The sequence below is a fragment of the Devosia sp. LjRoot3 genome, from assembly GCF_964252865.1.
Classification (GTDB): domain Bacteria; phylum Pseudomonadota; class Alphaproteobacteria; order Rhizobiales; family Devosiaceae; genus Devosia.
Map to the genome: position 1 here is coordinate 35,976 of NZ_CAXUPK020000008.1, position 17,893 is coordinate 53,868.

Annotated in this window: 25 protein-coding genes; 13 read left to right on the forward strand and 12 right to left on the reverse strand. The window is 61.2% G+C overall.

Features of this window, described 5'->3' with window-relative positions:
- Window positions 1-69: 69 nt before the first annotated feature.
- On the reverse strand, window positions 70-588 hold the full coding sequence (locus ACSQ2A_RS21780; protein WP_436073944.1) for a DUF6428 family protein: 519 nt from the start codon (window positions 586-588) through the stop codon (window positions 70-72).
- A 47-nt stretch (window positions 589-635) separates the two neighbouring features.
- On the opposite strand from ACSQ2A_RS21780, the gene ACSQ2A_RS21785 reads away from it, so the two are divergent.
- Genes ACSQ2A_RS21785 through ACSQ2A_RS21815 form a run of 7 tightly spaced genes read left to right on the forward strand, consistent with a single transcriptional unit; the run spans window position 636 to window position 5,195 of the window.
- Entirely contained in the window at window positions 636-1,004 is a 369-nt protein-coding gene (locus ACSQ2A_RS21785) for an ArsR/SmtB family transcription factor (protein ID WP_436074034.1), read from the forward strand.
- On the forward strand, window positions 994-1,524 hold the full coding sequence (locus ACSQ2A_RS21790) for an arsenate reductase ArsC (protein ID WP_436073945.1): 531 nt from the start codon (window positions 994-996) through the stop codon (window positions 1,522-1,524). The genes ACSQ2A_RS21785 and ACSQ2A_RS21790 overlap by 11 nt, the downstream gene beginning before the upstream one ends.
- Window positions 1,521-2,216 carry an aquaporin gene (locus tag ACSQ2A_RS21795; RefSeq protein WP_436073946.1) on the forward strand — a complete coding sequence of 232 codons (696 nt, stop codon included), beginning with the start codon at window positions 1,521-1,523 and terminating at the stop codon, window positions 2,214-2,216. Before ACSQ2A_RS21790 ends, ACSQ2A_RS21795 begins: the two co-directional genes overlap by 4 nt.
- Window positions 2,213-2,635, forward strand: a complete 423-nt coding sequence (gene arsC / locus ACSQ2A_RS21800) for an arsenate reductase (glutaredoxin) (protein ID WP_436073947.1) — start codon at window positions 2,213-2,215, stop codon at window positions 2,633-2,635. Before ACSQ2A_RS21795 ends, arsC begins: the two co-directional genes overlap by 4 nt.
- Complete coding sequence (arsH, locus tag ACSQ2A_RS21805; RefSeq protein ID WP_436073948.1) at window positions 2,592-3,335, forward strand: arsenical resistance protein ArsH; 744 nt, start codon at window positions 2,592-2,594, stop codon at window positions 3,333-3,335. The genes arsC and arsH overlap by 44 nt, the downstream gene beginning before the upstream one ends.
- A 6-nt stretch (window positions 3,336-3,341) precedes the next feature.
- Entirely contained in the window at window positions 3,342-4,559 is a 1,218-nt protein-coding gene (gene arsK / locus ACSQ2A_RS21810; RefSeq protein ID WP_436073949.1) for an arsenite efflux MFS transporter ArsK, read from the forward strand.
- Window positions 4,560-4,586: 27 nt separating this feature from the next.
- On the forward strand, window positions 4,587-5,195 hold the full coding sequence (locus tag ACSQ2A_RS21815) for a LysE family translocator (RefSeq protein ID WP_436073950.1): 609 nt from the start codon (window positions 4,587-4,589) through the stop codon (window positions 5,193-5,195).
- A gap of 10 nt (window positions 5,196-5,205) precedes the next feature.
- On the opposite strand, the gene ACSQ2A_RS21820 is transcribed toward ACSQ2A_RS21815, so the two are convergent.
- From ACSQ2A_RS21820 to ACSQ2A_RS21845, 6 genes are read right to left on the reverse strand one after another with little or no spacing between them, the layout of a single operon-like run.
- The gene (locus ACSQ2A_RS21820) at window positions 5,206-6,945 is read right to left on the reverse strand and encodes a SulP family inorganic anion transporter (protein ID WP_436073951.1); all 1,740 of its coding nucleotides are present in this window, start codon (window positions 6,943-6,945) and stop codon (window positions 5,206-5,208) included.
- Window positions 6,946-6,995: 50 nt separating this feature from the next.
- Entirely contained in the window at window positions 6,996-7,322 is a 327-nt protein-coding gene (locus tag ACSQ2A_RS21825) for a TIGR01244 family sulfur transferase (protein ID WP_436073952.1), read from the reverse strand.
- Between the two features lie 49 nt (window positions 7,323-7,371).
- Window positions 7,372-8,265, reverse strand: a complete 894-nt coding sequence (locus ACSQ2A_RS21830; protein ID WP_436073953.1) for an MBL fold metallo-hydrolase — start codon at window positions 8,263-8,265, stop codon at window positions 7,372-7,374.
- 24 nt (window positions 8,266-8,289) lie between these two features.
- The gene (locus ACSQ2A_RS21835; protein ID WP_436073954.1) at window positions 8,290-8,730 is read right to left on the reverse strand and encodes a DUF6691 family protein; all 441 of its coding nucleotides are present in this window, start codon (window positions 8,728-8,730) and stop codon (window positions 8,290-8,292) included.
- Complete coding sequence (locus ACSQ2A_RS21840; RefSeq protein WP_436073955.1) at window positions 8,730-9,158, reverse strand: YeeE/YedE family protein; 429 nt, start codon at window positions 9,156-9,158, stop codon at window positions 8,730-8,732. The genes ACSQ2A_RS21835 and ACSQ2A_RS21840 overlap by 1 nt, the downstream gene beginning before the upstream one ends.
- The gene (locus ACSQ2A_RS21845; RefSeq protein WP_436073956.1) at window positions 9,151-9,375 is read right to left on the reverse strand and encodes a YgaP family membrane protein; all 225 of its coding nucleotides are present in this window, start codon (window positions 9,373-9,375) and stop codon (window positions 9,151-9,153) included. Before ACSQ2A_RS21845 ends, ACSQ2A_RS21840 begins: the two co-directional genes overlap by 8 nt.
- Before the next feature lie 77 nt (window positions 9,376-9,452).
- On the opposite strand from ACSQ2A_RS21845, the gene ACSQ2A_RS21850 reads away from it, so the two are divergent.
- From ACSQ2A_RS21850 to treZ, 4 genes are all read left to right on the forward strand, one after another.
- On the forward strand, window positions 9,453-9,764 hold the full coding sequence (locus ACSQ2A_RS21850) for an ArsR/SmtB family transcription factor (RefSeq protein WP_436073957.1): 312 nt from the start codon (window positions 9,453-9,455) through the stop codon (window positions 9,762-9,764).
- 231 nt (window positions 9,765-9,995) lie between these two features.
- Window positions 9,996-10,211, forward strand: a complete 216-nt coding sequence (locus ACSQ2A_RS21855; protein WP_436073958.1) for a hypothetical protein — start codon at window positions 9,996-9,998, stop codon at window positions 10,209-10,211.
- Between the two features lie 230 nt (window positions 10,212-10,441).
- Window positions 10,442-11,113, forward strand: a complete 672-nt coding sequence (locus tag ACSQ2A_RS21860) for a DUF6766 family protein (protein WP_436073959.1) — start codon at window positions 10,442-10,444, stop codon at window positions 11,111-11,113.
- 12 nt (window positions 11,114-11,125) lie between these two features.
- Window positions 11,126-12,964 (forward strand): malto-oligosyltrehalose trehalohydrolase, encoded by a 1,839-nt coding sequence (gene treZ, locus ACSQ2A_RS21865; RefSeq protein WP_436073960.1) that lies wholly within the window; start codon window positions 11,126-11,128, stop codon window positions 12,962-12,964.
- Window positions 12,965-12,984: 20 nt separating this feature from the next.
- On the opposite strand, the gene ACSQ2A_RS21870 is transcribed toward treZ, so the two are convergent.
- The 4 genes from ACSQ2A_RS21870 to nadE are packed head-to-tail and all read right to left on the reverse strand — an operon-like array spanning window position 12,985 to window position 16,059.
- Window positions 12,985-13,677 carry a DUF421 domain-containing protein gene (locus ACSQ2A_RS21870; protein ID WP_436073961.1) on the reverse strand — a complete coding sequence of 231 codons (693 nt, stop codon included), beginning with the start codon at window positions 13,675-13,677 and terminating at the stop codon, window positions 12,985-12,987.
- Window positions 13,678-13,686: 9 nt separating this feature from the next.
- Window positions 13,687-14,643 (reverse strand): TIGR03885 family FMN-dependent LLM class oxidoreductase, encoded by a 957-nt coding sequence (locus tag ACSQ2A_RS21875; protein ID WP_436073962.1) that lies wholly within the window; start codon window positions 14,641-14,643, stop codon window positions 13,687-13,689.
- A complete protein-coding gene (locus tag ACSQ2A_RS21880; protein WP_436073963.1) occupies window positions 14,640-15,236 on the reverse strand; it encodes a cysteine hydrolase family protein in 597 nt (198 codons plus the stop codon). Before ACSQ2A_RS21880 ends, ACSQ2A_RS21875 begins: the two co-directional genes overlap by 4 nt.
- Window positions 15,229-16,059, reverse strand: a complete 831-nt coding sequence (gene nadE, locus ACSQ2A_RS21885) for an ammonia-dependent NAD(+) synthetase (RefSeq protein WP_436073964.1) — start codon at window positions 16,057-16,059, stop codon at window positions 15,229-15,231. Before nadE ends, ACSQ2A_RS21880 begins: the two co-directional genes overlap by 8 nt.
- Window positions 16,060-16,501: 442 nt before the next feature.
- Here nadE and ACSQ2A_RS21890 point away from each other — a divergent pair, with 442 nt between their 5' ends.
- Window positions 16,502-16,780 carry a DUF6894 family protein gene (locus tag ACSQ2A_RS21890; protein ID WP_436073965.1) on the forward strand — a complete coding sequence of 93 codons (279 nt, stop codon included), beginning with the start codon at window positions 16,502-16,504 and terminating at the stop codon, window positions 16,778-16,780.
- Window positions 16,781-16,971: 191 nt separating this feature from the next.
- The gene (locus tag ACSQ2A_RS21895) at window positions 16,972-17,205 is read left to right on the forward strand and encodes a hypothetical protein (RefSeq protein ID WP_436073966.1); all 234 of its coding nucleotides are present in this window, start codon (window positions 16,972-16,974) and stop codon (window positions 17,203-17,205) included.
- Window positions 17,206-17,559: 354 nt separating this feature from the next.
- Here the strand turns inward: ACSQ2A_RS21895 and ACSQ2A_RS21900 are convergent, their stop codons facing one another.
- Window positions 17,560-17,715, reverse strand: coding sequence for a hypothetical protein (locus ACSQ2A_RS21900; RefSeq protein WP_436073967.1), 156 nt, complete (start codon window positions 17,713-17,715; stop codon window positions 17,560-17,562).
- Between the last annotated feature and the right edge of the window lie 178 nt (window positions 17,716-17,893).

The following is a 17,893-nucleotide window of genomic DNA, read 5'->3' on the forward strand; positions in this document are numbered from 1 at the left end:
TCATTCGAGCGTTGGCATGAATTTCCTAAAACCAGACGCTCCTTCGGGCGTGTGTGACTATGGTTCAGTCTAACAGCAACTATTCGGCCCGCCAGACGGGGCGCAGCATGATGACGCTACACTTGCCTGCTCTGCGCGATGGCGCGGTTTGCAGATGGCTGCCCGAACCCCAAGCGACAACACCGCGCGATCATCGTGAATAGACAGGTCGGCAACGTCGAATACCTGCATCGCCTCACCGGGTCGCCCGATCTCGATCGTCAGCCGGGCATCGTGGTCAAGCCGAACCTTTTTGTCGACCTGAGCAAGGATTGATCGGAACTTGCCCGCCGTCATCATGGGCCGGTCATCTGTGGCGGAAATGTCTTCAACCTGCAGCACCGTTTCCTGCCAGGCGTCTGGATTGCCGCCGCAGTCCAGCGTTGCAAACGAGCCCGCCTTAACTTCGGTTACGTGATAGCCGGGCTGCACCACCCTATCGCCGTACTCGATCGAAAGCGGCAGGCCATCTCGCCCCGCCAGGCGGTTGAGCACCGCACCCAGCGAGGATTCCACTTCGACATACGGGAGAGTTGCGCGCGAGTTCATGTTCGGCTATCCATTGTTTCAATAGTTGTTGAGATATTGAGATGAAATTGGAAGAACCGCAAGCCCTCAATGCCTTTGCTGCCCTCAGCCAGGAAACGCGGCTGCGTATGGTTCGCGTTCTGGTGCAGGCGGGGCCTGAAGGTCTGGCCGCTGGCGCCGTGGGCGATGCTGTGGACGCTTCTTCTTCGAGCGCGTCCTTTCACCTTGCCCACCTGGAGCGCGCCGGCCTGATCCAGTCACGCCGCGAAAGCCGCTCGATCATCTACAGCGCCAATTTCGAGGGCCTGTCTGGCCTCGTCGAATTTCTCATGCGCGACTGCTGCTCCGGCCATCCAGAAGTCTGCCTGCCTGCCGCCGCCGTCGCCGCCGAATGCTGTGCCCCTGCCAAGACCGAGGAGAACGCCTGTGTCTGCTGATCGCATCTACAATGTCCTGTTCCTTTGCACCGGGAACTCTGCCCGCTCCATCCTGGGCGAGGCGCTGATCAATCATGTCGGCAACGGTCGCTTCCGCGGCTATTCTGCCGGGTCGATGCCGCGCGGCGAAGTGCATCCTATGACTTTCGTGACGCTCAGGAATGCGGGCATTTCCATCGACGGTCTGCGCTCGAAGCCTTGGGACGAATTCGCCACGCCCGACGCTCCGAAAATGGATTTCGTCTTCACCGTCTGCGACAACGCAGCGGGCGAAGCCTGCCCGGTCTGGCCCGGCCAGCCCATGACTGCGCATTGGGGCATCGAAGACCCTGCAGCGGTCGCGGGCCCCGAATTCAAGCAGCAGGCCGCATTCGAAGACGCGCTCACCTATCTGCGCAATCGCGTGGCAGCCTTCATGAGCCTGCCGCTCGAAAGCATCGACCGCATGGCCTTGACCTCAAAGCTGCGAGGCATCGGCGCCATGGAAGGCAGCACCTCGAAGTCTGCCGGGGCGGCATGATCGATCTTTCCCGCCGCCTGACTGCCGAAGCACTCGGCACCGGGTTGCTGGTTGCGACAGTGGTGGGTTCCGGCATCATGGCCGAAACGCTGACCACCGACGTCGCGCTGGCATTGCTCGCCAACACCATCGCCACCGGCGCCATTCTCGTCGTGCTGATCAGCACGCTCGGCCCCATCTCTGGCGCCCATTTCAACCCGGCGGTGTCGCTGATCTTTGCGCTGCGCCGCGAGTTGCCGGCGCGGGACGCGGGCTCTTATGCCGTGGTGCAGATCATCGCCGGCGTGATGGGAGCGATTGTTGCGCATGCCATGTTCGATCTGCCGCTGCTGCAGGCATCGAGCAAGATCAGGACCGGTGGCGCACAGTGGTTCTCGGAGGGCGTCGCCGCCTTCGGTCTTGTCGCCGTCATTCTGGCCGGCATCCGTTTCGAGCGGAAGGCCGTGCCCATGCTGGTCGGCCTCTACATGACGGCCGCGTACTGGTTCACCGCGTCGACATCCTTCGCCAACCCAGCCGTCGCGATCGCGCGGTCCGTCACCGACACCTTTTCAGGCATTCGCCCGCTCGACCTGCCGGGCTTCATTCTCGCCCAACTCGTCGGCGCGCTCGTGGCACTGGCGCTGATGTCCTGGCTTCTGCGCGTGCCCGCCGGCAGCGCTCTCCCCATCAATCCGGAAGATCCGACATGACCGTTACCATCTATCACAATCCCGAATGCGGTACCTCCCGCAACACCTTGGCCATGATCCGGCAGAGTGGCGTCGAGCCTACGGTAATCGAATATCTGAGGAACCCGCCGAGCCGCGAACGCATCGTTGAGCTGGTTTCCGCGGCCGGCATCACGTTGCGCCAGGCCATCCGCCAGAAGGACACGCCCTATGAGGCGCTAGGTCTTGGCGATCAAAGCCTCACCGACGACGCGCTTCTCGACGCGATCGGCCAGCATCCGGTTCTGCTCAACCGGCCTTTCGTCGAAACGCCGATCGGCACGCGCCTTTGCCGGCCTTCCGAAGTGGTGCTCGACATTCTCGAGAACGCCGATATCGGGCCTTTCATCAAGGAAGATGGCGAGGTCATCATCGACGCCGAGGGCAAGCGCATTGTCTGATCTGCCCAATATCGTTCCCGCCGCCTTCGAAGTGCCGGAGTTTTCTCGGTTGGTCGCCCCGGATCTACTGCACAAGCCTCGCATCCTCATGCTCTACGGCTCCCTGCGGGAGCGCTCCTATAGCCGGCTTCTCACGCTTGAAGCCCAGCGGCTGCTCGAGGCCTTTGGCGCCGAAGTCCGGATTTTTCATCCGCACGGTCTGCCGCTGCCGGGGGACGCGCCCGATGACCATCCCAAGGTGCAGGAGCTGCGCGAGCTCATGCTCTGGTCGGAAGGTCAGGTTTGGACGAGCCCGGAGCGCCATGGCGCCATGAGTTCGGTGCTCAAAGCCCAGATCGACTGGATACCGCTTCCTGGTGGTGCCATCCGGCCGACGCAGGGTCGAACCCTGGCGGTCATGCAGGTTTCTGGCGGATCGCAGTCCTTCAACGCGGTCAACCAGATGCGCATTCTCGGCCGCTGGATGCGCATGGTGACGATCCCCAACCAAAGCTCCGTGGCCAAAGCCTTTCAGGAGTTCGAACCCGACGGTCGCATGAAACCGTCATCCTTCTACGATAGGGTAGTGGACGTCATGGAAGAGCTGATGAAGTTCACGCTCATCAACCGTGGCGTCTCCGGCTATCTCACCTCCCGCTACAGCGAACGCAAAGAGGCCGCGGCCAAACGCGAGGAGCGGGTCGGCCTAAAGGCGATCTGACGCGACATGCCTGAATCGACCCAATCGAATGCCGGCGCCATCTGGGCCCTAGGCGTCACACAGATCATCGGCTACGGGACGCTCTACTATAGCTTCTCCATCCTGGCGCCAGGCATTGCCGAGGAATTCGGCATTGCCGTCGAATGGATCTATGGGTCGATCTCGTTGGCTCTTCTCGCGGGCGGCCTGATCTCGCCCTATGCAGGAGGCTTGGCAGACAAGCACGGTGCTGCCCGCGTGCTGTCGATGGGGTCGGTTGCGGCCGCGGTGTCGCTTATAGTCTGCGGCCTTGCAGGCAACGCTTCGGCCTTTCTCGCCGGTCTCGTTCTTGTCGAACTGGCCTCGGCCTTCGTGCTCTATTCGACCGCCTTTGCGCTCCTGGCGCAGGCAACGGGCCCCCAAGCGCAGCGCAGCATCACCTATCTGACGCTGATCGCCGGGTTTGCCTCGACGATCTTCTGGCCGTTGACGACCTGGATGCTGCAGGGGCTGGACTGGCACCAGGTCTATTTCGTCTTCGCCGGGATGCACCTTCTCATGTGTCTGCCGCTTCACCTCTGGCTCACCCGCTTTGCGCGCATCGCCGCCCAGCGGCCTGTAGAGGAAACCGCAGCGCCGGTCCTGCAGGCAAGCGGCGGCGGCAATTTCACCTTCATTCTCCTGGTGCTCGGCTTCTCGCTCGCCGGCTTTGTCTCGGCGGCGACGTTGTTCCACATCGTGCCCATGCTGGGCTTGTTGGGCCTCGGCGGCAGCGGCGTGCTCGTCGCCACCCTCTTTGGTCCTGCGCAAGTTGCAAGCCGCCTCATCAACATGGCATTCGGCAAGGACCTGCCGCCCCCGGTGCTGGCCGTGATTTCGGCGGTGTTGATGCCGACTGCGCTTGCGGTCCTCGCCCTGACCGCGCCGGCTATCGCCGGGGCCGTCGCCTTCGCCATCATTTTCGGGCTTGGCAGCGGGCTCTTCAGCATCGTCTCCGGCACCTTGCCGCTGGCGCTTTTCGGCAAGGCCGGCTTTGGCAAGCGTTTGGGCTGGATCAGCCTTGGCCGGCTTGGCGTTTCGGCAGTTGCACCCTTTGCGCTCTCGGTGGCGCTGGGTGCCATCGGGCCCAAGCCATCTGTCTGGCTCTTGACGGCGGCAGGTCTGAGCTGCGTTGGTGTATTTGGTGAGATACTGAGGCGCTCGAGATCGAGCGCAACTCTGATCGTGTCTTCCCAGACCGGCTAGACCTGCTTGCCGAACCCGAGACCAATGATGCCCGACCTGCTTGGATTTGCCCTGGCCTCGCTGATCATCGAACTCACGCCGGGCCCAAACATGACCTATCTGGCCGTGCTCTCGGCCCGACGAGGTCGTCCGGTTGGCTATATAGCAGTGGCAGGCGTAGCGCTGGGCCTCGCCATCATGGGAATTGCAGCAGCGCTTGGTCTCGCCACCCTGATTGGCGCCTCGCCGGCGCTTTTTGCAATCCTGCGCTGGGGTGGCGTAGCCTATCTGCTCTACCTGGCCTGGGACGCCTGGCGCGAAGCCGACATGCCGCCGGAGCCCGTCGAGAGCCGCCGGTATTTTGTTCAGGGTCTTGTGACCAATCTGCTCAACCCCAAGGCTGCCCTGTTCTATGTGACTGTCATGCCCAACTTTCTGGCTGCAGGTGGCGACGGCCCTCTCTCCTGGTCACTGCTAGCAGCGGTCTATGTGAGCGTCGCCACACTGATCCATCTGGTGATTGTCACAGCCTCGGGCATGCTCGAACCAGTGCTGACGCGCGGCATGGGGCGGGTCGTGGTGTCGCGCGCCTTTGCTCTCATTCTGGTCGGGGTTGCCGCATGGATGCTATGGTCCACGCGGTCGAGCGGGGCCTGAGGCCGCCTTTTCAGGCGGCCGTCTGGGTGGTGTTGGGGACCCGGCTTGCCAGAACGCTGGTCGTCGCCTGATGCTGGCTGAGGTGAACTCCGCCTGAGAGGTTCTCGAGGAAATGAGTGTGAGCGAGCCTGTCCATCACCGGCCCCTTGACCTCCGAAAGGTGCAGCCGCACACCGGCATTCCTCAGGCGGTGCTCGATGGCCTCGAGACTTTCGAGAGCTGACATGTCGATGGCATTCACCGCCGAGCACATCAGCACAACATCGGTGATCCCGGCATTGGCAGTCACCTGATCGGTTACCAGGTCTTCAAGATAGCGTGCATTTGCAAAATAGAGGCTTTCGTCGATGCGGATGGAAAGCATGCCCGGCACCGTCTCGACCTTGTGCCGCTTGACGTTGCGATAGTGCTCGGTGCCCGGCACCTGGCCGACGATGGCCGCATGCGGGGTCGACGAGCGGTAGAGGAAGACCAGGATCGAGGTGCCGACGCCCAGGGCAATCCCGGTTTCCACGCCCAGCAGCAGCGTGCCCGTCATGGTGATCGCCACCGCCGCAAAATCGGCCTTCGAGTATGCCCAGGCGCGCTTGAGGATCGAGAAGTCGACCAAGGTCAGCACGGCGAGGACGATTGTCGCTGCCAGCGTCGCCTTGGGCAGGATGGCAAGGAACGGGGTCAGCAGCAGCGTGGCCCCGGCAATGCCGATGGCGGTGAAGGCGCCGGCCGCAGGGGTGGCGGCTCCGGCATCGAAATTGACCACGGAGCGGGCAAAGCCGCCCGTCACCGGATAGCCCCCGCCAATCGCTGCCGCGATATTGGAGGCGCCAAGGCCGATCAGTTCTTGATTGGGCGTGATGCGTTCGCGACGCTTGGCAGCCAGGGTCTGGGCCACGGAGATCGATTCCACAAACCCGACCATGGAGATGATCAGCGCCGGCAGAGCCAGTTGCTGGACCAGATCTAGGCTCACATTGGGCAGAGACAGCATAGGCAGCCCCTGCGGGACTTCACCCACCAGCGACACGCCTTTGGATGCCAGGTCCATGCCCGCCGACCAGGCCATGGTCAGGAAGACGACGAACACGGGACCGGCGCGAACTATGATCGTGGCGACGCCTTTGCTCAAACCGAAACGGGTCAGCCAGTTCTTGAGGTCGAGCCTGATCCAGAGCAGCAGCGCCAGGGCAACCGCGCCGACCGCGACGGTATAGAAGTTAATCTTCCCGACATTCTCGAAGATCGAGACCAGCAGCTCGGGCAGGGCGTGCCCCTCGGTCTTGATCCCCAAAAGGCCGCCGACCTGGCTGGTGGCGATGATCAGGCCAGAAGCGGTGATAAAACCGGAAATGACCGGATGCGACAGGAAATTGGCGACAAAGCCGAGACGGAATAGGCCCATGAGTGTCAGCATGATGCCCGACAGTAGGGCGAGCACGATGGCGGCGCTGGCATAGTCCACGGACCCTTCCGCAGCAACGCGCCCCACCGCGGTCGCTGTCATCAGCGAGACAACGGCGACGGGGCCGACGGCCAGCGCAGAAGATGTGGCGAAGATGGCATAGGCGACAAGCGGCAGGACCGATGCGTAAAGGCCCACTTCAGGCGGAAGGCCGGCCAGCAGCGCATAGGCAAGCGATTGCGGGATTAGCATGATCGTCACGATGACCGCAGCGGTGAGGTCGCTGGTCAAGGTCTGGCTATTGTACCGCCGCCCCCAGTCGAGGATGGGAAAGTAGGATTTCAGGCGCATTGGGATCTCTATCTGGCCTTGGTCCGGCCGCCACCGGCCGGACGCGACACTCACTTGCTCAGGGTGGCATAAAGGCTGTCGGCGCGGGCACCGGAGCGGCAATAGCCGAGGACAGGCTTGGGCATCTGATCCCAGGCCCGGTGGAACCGGATGACCTGTCCTTCGCCAAGACCCCCGGAAACGGGGATATGGACGACCTGCAGCCCTTCGGCCTCGGCGGCACGCGCCACCTCGTTGAAGCTCGGTTGGCCAAATTCCTCATTGTCAGGACGGGCGCAGACGATGGACCGGTAGCCTGCTGCGGCAACGGCTTTGACCTGGTCTGGCATGATTTGGGCGGTGATGGAGAAATTGTCGTCGAGCTTGCGGATATTCACAGGATTGCTCCGGGATTTGAAAGGGGAAAACATCGCAGGACAGGTTGTCTTAGAGGCCGTTGACCGGCACCTTGAGATAGGTTTTGCCGTCCTTATCCTTTGGCGGCAGCTGGCCGGCACGCATATTGATCTGCAGCGAGGGGATGATCAGCTTGGGCATGGCGAGCGTGGCGTCACGCGCTTCGCGCATTGCGACAAAGGCGTCCTCGTCTGTGCTATGTCCGACATGGATATTGTGGTCGATCTCGTCGCCCACCGTGGTTTCCCATTGGATGTCCCGGCCATTCGGGCCGTAGTCGTGGCACATGAAGAGGCGCGTTTCGCGCGGCAGCGACAGCACCCGCTGAATCGAGCGATAGAGGACCCGCGCGTCGCCGCCGGGGAAGTCAGCGCGGGCCGAGCCGCCATCGGGCATGAACAGCGTGTCGCCGACAAAGGCGGCGTCGCCCACGACATGCGTCATGCAGGCCGGGGTATGGCCGGGCGTGCGCATGGCGTGAACCGTCATGCCACCGATCCGATAGCTGTCGCCATCGGTAAACAGCCGGTCGAACTGGCTGCCATCGCGCTGGAATTCGGTGCCTTCATTGAAAATCTTGCCGAACGTGTCCTGAACGACAGTGATGTTCTCACCGATGCCGAGTTTGCCACCAACCTTGGACTGGATGTAGGGCGCAGCCGAAAGATGATCGGCATGGACGTGGGTCTCGATCAGCCATTCGACCTCAAGGCCATTGTCCCGGATGAAGTCGATGATCCGGTTGGCGCCGTCGTAGGTGATGCGCCCGGCCGCATAGTCGATGTCCATCACAGAGTCGATGACGGCACAGGCATTTGAGCCGGGATCCTTGACGACATAGGAAATCGTATTGGTCGGGGCATCGAAGAAGGCGGTCACTTCCGGCTTCAAGGTCAGGTCGATGGTGAAGGGAATGGTGCTCATGTCGAGCTCCTTTCAAAATTGAGGTCAGGCGGCCGGCGCGAGGCGCTGGCCATGTGCGAGGCGAATGGAGCGGGCCGCGAAAATGCCAACCAACATGGCGCCGACAAAGGCCCAGGCCGAGGCTTCGCCCAGGCCAAGGGCCGGAATGGCGCCACCCGGGCAGAAGCCGGAAATCCCCCAGCCGATGCCGAAGACGGCAGAACCGGCAATCAGCGGTAGGTCGGGCTTGCGATTGGTCGGTACGTGGAACTTTGTCTCGCATACCGGCTTTGCGCGGCGAAAGACCAGGCGGTAGCCGATCGCGGTGACCAGCAGGGCACCACCCATAACGAAGGCCAGGGATGGGTCCCAGGTGCCGGCGATATCGAAAAAGTTGAGAACCTTGGCCGGGTTGGCCATGCCGGAGAGGGCAATGCCGGTGCCGAAAATGAGACCGACCACGCCGGCAATAAGTGTACGCTGCATCAGAAGCCGCCCAGGAGATGACGAATAACAAAAACGGTGACGACAGCTGTCGCCATGAAGGTGCCTGTGGCCGCTATCGAGCGCGGCGAGAGACGAGCCATGCCGCAGACGCCGTGTCCGGACGTGCAGCCGGATCCAAAATAGACGCCGCCGCCTACGATCAGGCCGCCGATGATCACCCAAGGCAGAGGAACCGGGCTGGAGAAAGCGATGGAGTGGCCGGAAAAACTCAGAATGAAACTGGGCGCGACGATGGCGCCGGCGAGAAAGGCCGCACGCCAGGCCCAGTCCGAAGTGACGGGTGGCAGCAACCCAGTCAGAATGCCCGTCATGCCGGCGATGCGCCCATGAAACGCCATGAGCAGGACAGCCGAAAGGCCGATCAGTGCGCCGCCGAACAGCGACAGCACCGGGGTAAACTCAGTCATGAAATTGTACCTTACAGGTAGAAACGCCAATCAGGCGGTAGAGCGGGCAGAACCGCACGGCGGCGGTCAGCAGGAGGACGAGGCCGACAGTGAAGACAATTGCCTGAAGCACGGGCGCGCCGGCCAAGGGCATGGAGTGAAGAAATGTGCCAACCGTCAGAGCTAGTCCGATGATCGCTCTGAGGATGCGATCGGCATATCCGATATTAGGACGCATCACGAACTCCTTGAAAACCGACCCCATAAGGGGCATAAACGCTATCAACGAACATTCGTATATACGCGAGTACTAATATGATCAACATGAATCTTGCGGCAATGGAGCGGAACGCCGATCAGGCGTCTCAGCTCCTGGCCGCCATGGCTAATCCGAAGCGGTTGCTCATCCTGTGCAACCTGCTTGAGCACGAAATGAATGTCGGGCAACTGGCAGAGCGGGTCCAACTCGGCCAATCCCCGCTATCGCAACATCTCTCCAAGCTGCGGGCCTGGGGCCTGGTGGCGACACGACGCGACGGCCAGCAGATCAACTACACCTTGGCTTCGGATGAAGTCCGGCGCGTGTTGACGACGCTTTACGAGATTTACTGTTCCGACACGAATTGAGGCGCGAGCTTTTTGGTTGTCGTCCGCTCTTCCAGGTTCGACGCCAGAAGCGGCCTGTCCGCTTGCCACCCCGGAGAGATAAGGTCTCCTGGCGACCCCATCGTGGTTCATGCCAAATGCAAGAGTTTGTTAGCTGCCCCCTAGGCAAGACGGCTTGGGGGATTGTCGTTCGACGGTACTTTGCCGTTGAAAGTCGCGGGAGTTCGAGCGTAGACCGCCGCGACGCTCCTGTTGTGTATCAGCGTCGCGCCGTCCGACCCTACTTACTCAGGCGTGTTCTTCCGCCTCATCCTCGCTGCCGGTGCCCAGATCGGTGTGGCGGATTGGGTTGGTCTGCCGCCTGTCGGCTTGATGCTTCTGGTGGCGTCGTTCATTTCGCAAGACACCGCCCGTCGCAGGCAATCGCCCTATGGTTCGCTGGCCGCTCTGCGCGGCGCGGCGCGGTAGTCTGATCAATCAATGCCAGGCCGGGGTACGCCGGGTCCGTCTTTGCTGACCAAAGGTAGACTCGGCATCTACATTTCCTGATCGCTGAGGATGGCGGTGGTCACAACACTGTCGAGGCCTGACAGGGATCGGTGCATTTTGGCGCGTCCCGTGGATTCCTCGATCGCTACGGAACGCTTTCAAAGGGTAGCCATTGAACGAAGCGTGCCTGCCTATCTTTCGGAGGCGTTATGCAGAAAGCCGCCTCGTTTTTCCGCGACAACGGACTGACCATTGCTCTCGCGGCTGTCTTCGCCGCCTGCTTGTTCGGCATGGTCTGGTCCGGCTGGCTCAATCATAATGCCGCGCTCGCCGAGCATGGGCAGGCGCCGCTTAGCGTCCTCGACTACTTCCTGAGCCCCTCCTTCCAATCCGCATTGTTCGAGAATTGGGAGAGCGAATTCCTCCAGATGTCGGCCTATGTCATTATGACGGCATTCTTGTTTCAGCGAGGCTCGTCGGAATCCAAAGATCCGGACAAGGACAATCCCGAGGACGCTGCCCCCGATAGAAAACGTCGGAACAAACATACGCCGTGGCCCGTCAGGGCGGGTGGACTATGGTCCTTCTTCTACTCCTATTCGCTCGGCACAGCTCTGCTGGCGCTCTTTGCGGCGTCGTTCGTGCTGCATTGGCTGCAAAGCACCGCCACAGCCAACGAGGAAGCCCTTATGCATGGTCTGGCGCCGCAGTCGTCCCTCGAACATCTCGGCGACCCCACTCTGTGGTTCGAGTCGTTCCAGAACTGGCAGTCCGAGTTTCTCTCGACCGCGGTGCTTATCCTCCTGTCGATATTCCTTCGCCATCGCGGTTCGCCGGAATCAAAGCCCGTGGCCGATCCACATTCCAAAACCGGTCATTAGTAGAGTTCGCATATGCAGCGGCCCAGCCCCGACACCATTGTCCGTAGCCACAAAATGCGCTTCGGCGCGGAAGTCAGAAACGGCAGCACCCGGTTCAAGATCTGGGCGCCAAAATGCAAGACCATGAAGCTCAGGCTGAAGGGCCGGCGCTCTCTGATCGAACTGGAGGCCATAGGCGACGGGTGGCACCGGGTCGACGTCGAGGGCGTCGGAGCGGGGACGCTCTACCGATACGTTCTCCCGGATGGGACGGCGATCCCCGACCCGACATCGAGGCACCAGCCCGAAGGCATCAATGGGTTCAGCGAAGTTATTGACCCGCGAACCTTCGTCTGGACCGACCGAGACTGGAAGGGCCGACCATGGGAAGAGGCGATCGTCTACGAACTCCATGTGGGGACGTTCACCGAGGAGGGTACATTCGCCGCAGCCGCCTCCAAGCTGGACCACCTGGCCGACCTGGGTGTCACCGTGGTTCAGATCATGCCGGTCGCCGAGTTCTACGGCAAATTCAACTGGGGCTACGACGGGGCAATGTGGTTCGCTCCGTCAGCCAACTACGGGCGTCCAGAGGACTTGAAGGCGTTCATCGATGCCGCGCACAGGCGTTCGATGATGGTGTTCCTCGACGTCGTCTACAACCACTTCGGACCGCACGGAAACTATCTGCCGGACATCGCGCCGATCTTTACTAAAAAGCACGAGAGCCCATGGGGCGAGGCCATCAACTTCGATGGCCCCGGTGCTGAGGTCGTGCGGGAGCTTGTCGTCGAAAGCGCACTATACTGGACAAGCGAATTCAATTTCGACGGGTTGCGGCTTGATGCCGTTCACACCATCGCCGATGATGCTCCGACACACATTCTCGAACTGCTGTCTGCCCGGATACGGGCCTCAAGGCCTCACCGACATACGCACTTAATCGTCGAGAACTCCGACAACCAGGAAGTCTGGTTACGGCGCAACAGCGGGTCCGAGCCAGTGCACTACACCGCGCAATGGAACGATGACGTCCACCATCTTCTCCATGCTGCGGCGACAGGAGAGAACACTGGCTACTATGCCGACTTCGACAATTTCGAAGAACGTTCGGGCATGCTCGGTCGCGCCTTGGCAGAGGGTTTTGCGTACCAGGGAGAGATGAAACCGCACGAAGGCATGAAGCGAGGCGAGCCGAGCGGAGGCCTGCCAGCGACGGCATTCGTCATATACATGCAGGATCATGATCAGGTCGGCAACCGAGTAAAGGGCGATCGGATCACCAATATCGCCCACAACGATGCTGTGAAGGCGCTAACGGCCATATACCTCTTGTCCCCGCAGATCCCGATGCTATTTCAGGGCGAGGAGTGGGCCAGCTCACGACCGTTCCCCTTCTTCTCCGACGTTCCCGTCGAATTGCGGGATACCATTCGTAAGGGTCGGCAGGAGGAGTTGAAGAGCGCGCCGGAGTACGAGGATCCGGACAAGCCCAATATTGACGAGGCTGTAGATCCCACCAGTGCGAAGACTTTTGCATCCGCCAAGCTCGATTGGCCCAACCTGAAACACGAGCCGCACAAATCCTGGCTCCAGCATTATCGCTCCTTGATTGATCTGCGCCGTATGGAAATCATTCCTCGCCTTTTTGATCAGAACGGATTCGCCGGGAAATACGAACTACTGGGGCTAAAGTCCGTGCTGGTGACATGGGCGATGGGCGACGGGTCGACGCTGCGCCTTTACGCTAACCTGTCCGAGGAAACCCAGGAGGGGGTTCCGGCCATAAGGGGAAGAAGGCTGTTCCTTCAAGGTTATGCCGACGAGGCACGCCTAGGACCATGGACGATCCTTTGGACCGTTGAGGTCTAGCGCCGCCTTGGCACGTCGCCTCAGTCCTTCCCGCCACCGGTGACAATTGCCTTTGTCCATCGGTCGTGGCCGCAGTGAGCGCATTTTTCAGGTGAGCGGTCGGCCGATGTGTGACCGCAACGCATGCAGCTCAGAAATTGATCAGTGGAACGGCGGTCGATCTCCGCAGGTCTCTCGATCTCCCAGGGCGGCACGATCGGCAACCCTGGTTCCGGGCGCAAAGCTTCAAACACCGTGAGCACCCCATCGGCTTCGACGATTGCATGCTCGACCTCGCCCAACTGCCGGACGCCCTTTTCGCGCAGCTCCTGGAATAGTTCGCTCGTGCCCAAAGTGCTGCTGTCGAGGAAGGGGACGCATACCACACCATTGCGGATCGCCTGCTCGGGTTTGCCGTCGATAGCGTGTTCGACGGACTTGCTCCTGGCGATGCCTAGATCGATCAGCTTGTTGGCGACCACGACAACGGTGACGACCAGCAGACTGTGAAGGAGTGGCACGTCAGGATAGAACATTGCGTCCCCGACCGCGGACCCCAGCGCGATGACCAGCAGGAATTCCACCGTCGAGAGCTGCCCGATGGCGCGACTGCCCAGCAGTCGCAGCAAGATCAGGGTGTACGAATATATTACGATCGTTCGAATGAGGATTTCGAGGAGGAACATCGGCGGCTCCTCGCCTATGAACATTCGATGCCAGTCGATGCCTTCCATTGCCGCCTCCTATATGAGCGAGACGAGATGCCTGGCGGCCATGTCGATGAAGCCCCGCTGGTTGCGCCCAACACAATGAAGGTGAATCGCAGCTGGCTCCATGGCGATCAGGGCCTCGAGATCCGCTCGATGCCGCCCTGGGTCAGCGGAGATGGCGATACATTGCCTTAGACGATCCTCGGTGACGGCTCTTCCAACGACGTCGAAGTCGCGCGGCCGGCGCAGGTCCCATAGCGCATCGCCTCCAATGGAGGGTGCTCTCCATTGGTCGAGCGCCTCAGCCATGGCCTCGTCCTCCCGCTCCGCCCATGACAAGGCATGCTGGATGTGGACCGGCTTGCCCTCCCCACCATGCTCGCGAAACGCAGCGACGACGCGCCTGACGGTCTCGAAGTCGCCACCTGTCGTGAGAAGCCCATCCGCCCACGGGCCGCAGAATGCGGCGGTTTCAGGGGTGACGGCGGCACCGAGCAAGGGAACAGCCATCGCAGGCCGTGAGTAGAGCTTGGCCTCCACCACGGTGACCCTGCCGCGATGGGTCACCGTCTCGCCGTCGAAAAGGGATCGGAAGATCTCGACACATTCGCGCAGCCTGGCGTTGCGTTCGGTCTTCTCCGGCCAGTACTCGCCGGTTATCGCCTCGTTGATAGCCTCGCCGGTTCCGAGCGATAGCCAAAGGCGGCCGGGGAACATTTCGCCGATGGTAGCGGCCGCCTGTGCCAGTACCGCGGGATGATAGCGATAGCCCGGGGCTGAAATCATCCCGAACCCAAATCTCGTTGCCTGCATCGCGGCCCCGAGCCAAGACCAGGCGAACCCAGACTGCCCTTGGCGTTCACTCCAGGGATGGAAGTGGTCGGACGACTTGGCGCAGGCAAAGCCAGCCCTTTCGGCTTCCAGAACCAGGCTGAGTAGTTCGCTCGGGGCGAACTGCTCGTGGGATGCATGGTAGCCAACAAGCGTCATGCAAACTCCTTCCAGTTGTCGAGCAGTTCTTGAGTGGGACAGGCCGTGAGCTGCCGCCCGAAGCGACTGTGGAAGACGGTGACTGCGGCGTCATGGGTTTGGTCTGCGGACCCGAAGATTGCATCTGTGCACAGGACCGTGCGGTAGCCCAGATCTACTGCGCCTAGGACAGTGGCCATCACACAGACGTCAGTCTCGCCCCCCGAGACGACGATCGTGTCCACGCCCTTTGCGCGCAGTGTCTGGTCCAGATCGCCGAACAGCCAGGGCGAGTATCTGTTCTTGTCGAAATGTCGGGCAGGGGGCACGTGCCGGGCGAGCGTCGGTACGATCTCGAGCATTTCCGGTGCCAGTCGCGAGGTCACCATGGAAGGCCAGCGAGCATAGTACTCGCGCCACGTTCCGGTCTCATCCTCCACGCGAGCGGGCGGAATGAAGCGGGTGAAGATGGTACTGGCAGGAGCACGGTCGACGAGGGCTTCAATGGCTGGGAGCACTTTGCTCAACCATGGGGTGTGCCAGGCGGTATCGCCAGCGAACAAGTTCTGCACATCGATGCAAAGATGGGCGAGACGTCCGAGCCTGTCAGGCATCGGGCAGATCCGCTGGAGAAGCGGGCAAGGCCCGCTTGTGGGCAGTCGCGCGATAGCGGGAGAGGATGATGTCCGCAACTCCGGGCTCTACGGGCTTGCCTTCGAGGAAGTCGTCGATCTGTTCATAGGTAACCCCGTAGGCGTCTTCATCTGGCCGGAGAGGCGCCAGGTCCTCGAGGTCGGCAGTGGGTACTTTTTTGACCAGACGCTCGGGCGCACCGAGATGGTCAGCGAGGGCGCGAATGCGTCGTTTCGTGAGCCCCGCGAGCGGCAGGAGGTCAGCTGCGCCATCGCCGAACTTGGTGAAAAAGCCCATGACCGCCTCGGCGGCATGATCGGTGCCGATGACGAGGCCTTCCAAGCCGCCGGCAATGGCATATTGGGCAATCATACGTTGGCGGGCTTTTACATTCCCGCGCAGGAAATCGGCCTGGGCGGCGCTGGCGGGGGAGAAGCCCGCCCGGCGTAGGGACTGCCACATTCCCTCTGTGGCGGGGGCGATATCGACTTCGAATGTCAGATCGGGATCAATGACGGCAAGAGCGGCATCGGCGTCTGGGGCGTCGGCCTGCGCGCGGTAGGGCAGGCGCACGGCGATGAACCGGGCGTTGAAACCGGACGCTCGCAGTTCCTTGACCGATTGCTGGGCGAGGATGCCAGCGGTAGTCGAATCCACGCCGCCGCTGATCCCTAAGACCAGATTGTGGAGACCGGAACGCAACAGATAAGACTTGAGGAAGGCGCGACGGCGGCTTGCTTCACGCGCAACATCGAAATCGGACTTTACGCCCAGATCGCGAATGATTTCGAATTGGCTGGTCATGCTTCGGGATTTGTTGCTGCGGCATTGGGACGCCGGGATGATCGCTATGGCAACGGACGTCCGAGGCAATCGGTTCCTACGGACGCCCGTCGTTGCTCAGCGCAGGAGCATGGTGCGCGATGCCAACGCCCTCAGGAGAGCACCGCCCTGCACCGCGTCCAGTACTGGAAGCAGTAGATGGCTGCGACTTCCATGTCGTCGATCAAGTAGACATCGCGGGTCGGCAGGTTCTGCTGTGCACGTCAGGCATTGGACGACGCGCTGAGTGATGCCCTGTGGGTGCGCCCGCCCGGAACTTAGGGTGATCGAACTCGCCCCCTCATGCATGAGGATGTGCGGAAGCGCGGTCAAAGCCGCGGTCACTGGCCATATCGGCCTCCTTTTCTGAGCGAAGACGAGAAACATCGGCCAGAAAGCGCCGTTTCCGTTCTCGGAGGACGCTATGCCGATGTACTTTTTTGATGTGCTCGAACGAGATGGGACGGTGACCCACGACGTTGTGGGCGTGGAGCTGGATAGTCCTGATCAGGCCCTGGACACTGCGTCCCGCACACTGATCAGCGTCCTGCAGGATGAGGCGATGCGGCACCCTGAGTTCACAGTTCAGATTGTCGTCAGGGACGAAACGGGCAATGAAATCGGCCGCCGTGATGCCGCCGTACGCCTTTCCGATCAGTTGGACTTCAAAAGAAAAAGGCCCCGCAGAAGCGAGGCCGATTAATCTATTTAAATGAACGGGCGCGAGGAGGCTGATAGCCTTCAATCCCTAACCGCTCGGAGTCGTCGACATCTTTGGACCGACGAATGCTCTGAATACTCGCCCCGGATAGTCCGGGGCTCTTTTTTTGCATGTGTGCACGCGGGTTGACCCAAGCAGAGGTCGAACCAATATCGCGTCTAGAGGAGGTCGCGATGGACACCCAATCCCAAGTTCTAACCGTCGAGGTGGAGTTCGAGGGACAGACCTACACCGCGTCATATTTTCTCGAACACGGTATCATCCAAGCGAGTATCGAGGGCCGGCTTTTCACCGCGGTCAAAGGCACTGGCCCAGCCGATGAAACGGTTCGCGCGCTATTGCTCGAATGGCTTCTGCAGAACACAGTCAGAGCCGAGCCTGAGTATCCCACGGAACCATCACCCTAGTTTGCCGTTGGGCAAATCACACGACCTGTCCCCGATCGTGTGGTGTTGCTGGCCCCGGCTGCGCGGACAGTCGGGGCCATTTTTTGGACCAGCGCCGGAACCCGCGTATCGACTGAGCCGTTCCTGTGGTGAGCGTCCTTGCTGCTACTCCGGGCGCTCCACTCCATAGTTGTCCCTCAGGCCTTTGAAATCGTAGATAGCCAGAAGGCCTCATTACTGCCCCGGTCTTCCATGAGCCGGGGTATTTTCGTGACAGCGTCGTGGAACTCTCCTACCGGTGAGCCGTTGCGACGGACCTACCGGCAAGGGGAAGGCTTCGACAGTGAGGGCAGTCGGAGCCTTCTTTTTGGCACGCTATGAAGGCACCACTTCCGTTTCGTCATTTGTCTGATCAGGCACAGTTGGAACCACGCTGTTCGCGCTGATCATCAAGAAGATGACCGCCAAAGCCACGACCATGAGCACGACGCCCAATACCAGGCCTCCTATCCCTCTGCCTTTGATTTGCATAAACCTCTCCTGTGATGCTGTATTAAACGGCACCAGGGGCAGCGGGTTGCAGGGAACTAAAGGAGTAGCCAGCAGTTCATAGTCTCGAGCATCTGGTGCAGGTTGTTGACGCTACTGCTCTGGATGCTCACCCCAAGCCGCCGCTTGATCCAACAGAGGTCATGCCAGGCGGCTTTTT

Excerpts from the sequence above, each read along its gene's own strand:
- ACSQ2A_RS21780 (WP_436073944.1), bottom strand. The coding sequence starts at position 588 with ATGAACTCGCGCGCAACTCTCCCGTATGTCGAAGTGGAATCCTCGCTG.
- ACSQ2A_RS21795 (WP_436073946.1), top strand. The coding sequence starts at position 1,521 with ATGATCGATCTTTCCCGCCGCCTGACTGCCGAAGCACTCGGCACCGGG.
- arsC (WP_436073947.1), top strand. The coding sequence starts at position 2,213 with ATGACCGTTACCATCTATCACAATCCCGAATGCGGTACCTCCCGCAAC.
- arsH (WP_436073948.1), top strand. The coding sequence starts at position 2,592 with ATGGCGAGGTCATCATCGACGCCGAGGGCAAGCGCATTGTCTGATCTG.
- arsK (WP_436073949.1), top strand. The coding sequence starts at position 3,342 with ATGCCTGAATCGACCCAATCGAATGCCGGCGCCATCTGGGCCCTAGGC.
- ACSQ2A_RS21815 (WP_436073950.1), top strand. The coding sequence starts at position 4,587 with ATGCCCGACCTGCTTGGATTTGCCCTGGCCTCGCTGATCATCGAACTC.
- ACSQ2A_RS21820 (WP_436073951.1), bottom strand. The coding sequence starts at position 6,945 with ATGCGCCTGAAATCCTACTTTCCCATCCTCGACTGGGGGCGGCGGTAC.
- ACSQ2A_RS21830 (WP_436073953.1), bottom strand. The coding sequence starts at position 8,265 with ATGAGCACCATTCCCTTCACCATCGACCTGACCTTGAAGCCGGAAGTG.
- ACSQ2A_RS21835 (WP_436073954.1), bottom strand. The coding sequence starts at position 8,730 with ATGCAGCGTACACTTATTGCCGGCGTGGTCGGTCTCATTTTCGGCACC.
- ACSQ2A_RS21840 (WP_436073955.1), bottom strand. The coding sequence starts at position 9,158 with ATGACTGAGTTTACCCCGGTGCTGTCGCTGTTCGGCGGCGCACTGATC.
- ACSQ2A_RS21845 (WP_436073956.1), bottom strand. The coding sequence starts at position 9,375 with ATGCGTCCTAATATCGGATATGCCGATCGCATCCTCAGAGCGATCATC.
- ACSQ2A_RS21850 (WP_436073957.1), top strand. The coding sequence starts at position 9,453 with ATGATCAACATGAATCTTGCGGCAATGGAGCGGAACGCCGATCAGGCG.
- ACSQ2A_RS21860 (WP_436073959.1), top strand. The coding sequence starts at position 10,442 with ATGCAGAAAGCCGCCTCGTTTTTCCGCGACAACGGACTGACCATTGCT.
- treZ (WP_436073960.1), top strand. The coding sequence starts at position 11,126 with ATGCAGCGGCCCAGCCCCGACACCATTGTCCGTAGCCACAAAATGCGC.
- ACSQ2A_RS21870 (WP_436073961.1), bottom strand. The coding sequence starts at position 13,677 with ATGGAAGGCATCGACTGGCATCGAATGTTCATAGGCGAGGAGCCGCCG.
- ACSQ2A_RS21875 (WP_436073962.1), bottom strand. The coding sequence starts at position 14,643 with ATGACGCTTGTTGGCTACCATGCATCCCACGAGCAGTTCGCCCCGAGC.
- ACSQ2A_RS21880 (WP_436073963.1), bottom strand. The coding sequence starts at position 15,236 with ATGCCTGACAGGCTCGGACGTCTCGCCCATCTTTGCATCGATGTGCAG.
- nadE (WP_436073964.1), bottom strand. The coding sequence starts at position 16,059 with ATGACCAGCCAATTCGAAATCATTCGCGATCTGGGCGTAAAGTCCGAT.
- ACSQ2A_RS21890 (WP_436073965.1), top strand. The coding sequence starts at position 16,502 with ATGCCGATGTACTTTTTTGATGTGCTCGAACGAGATGGGACGGTGACC.
- ACSQ2A_RS21895 (WP_436073966.1), top strand. The coding sequence starts at position 16,972 with ATGGACACCCAATCCCAAGTTCTAACCGTCGAGGTGGAGTTCGAGGGA.
- ACSQ2A_RS21900 (WP_436073967.1), bottom strand. The coding sequence starts at position 17,715 with ATGCAAATCAAAGGCAGAGGGATAGGAGGCCTGGTATTGGGCGTCGTG.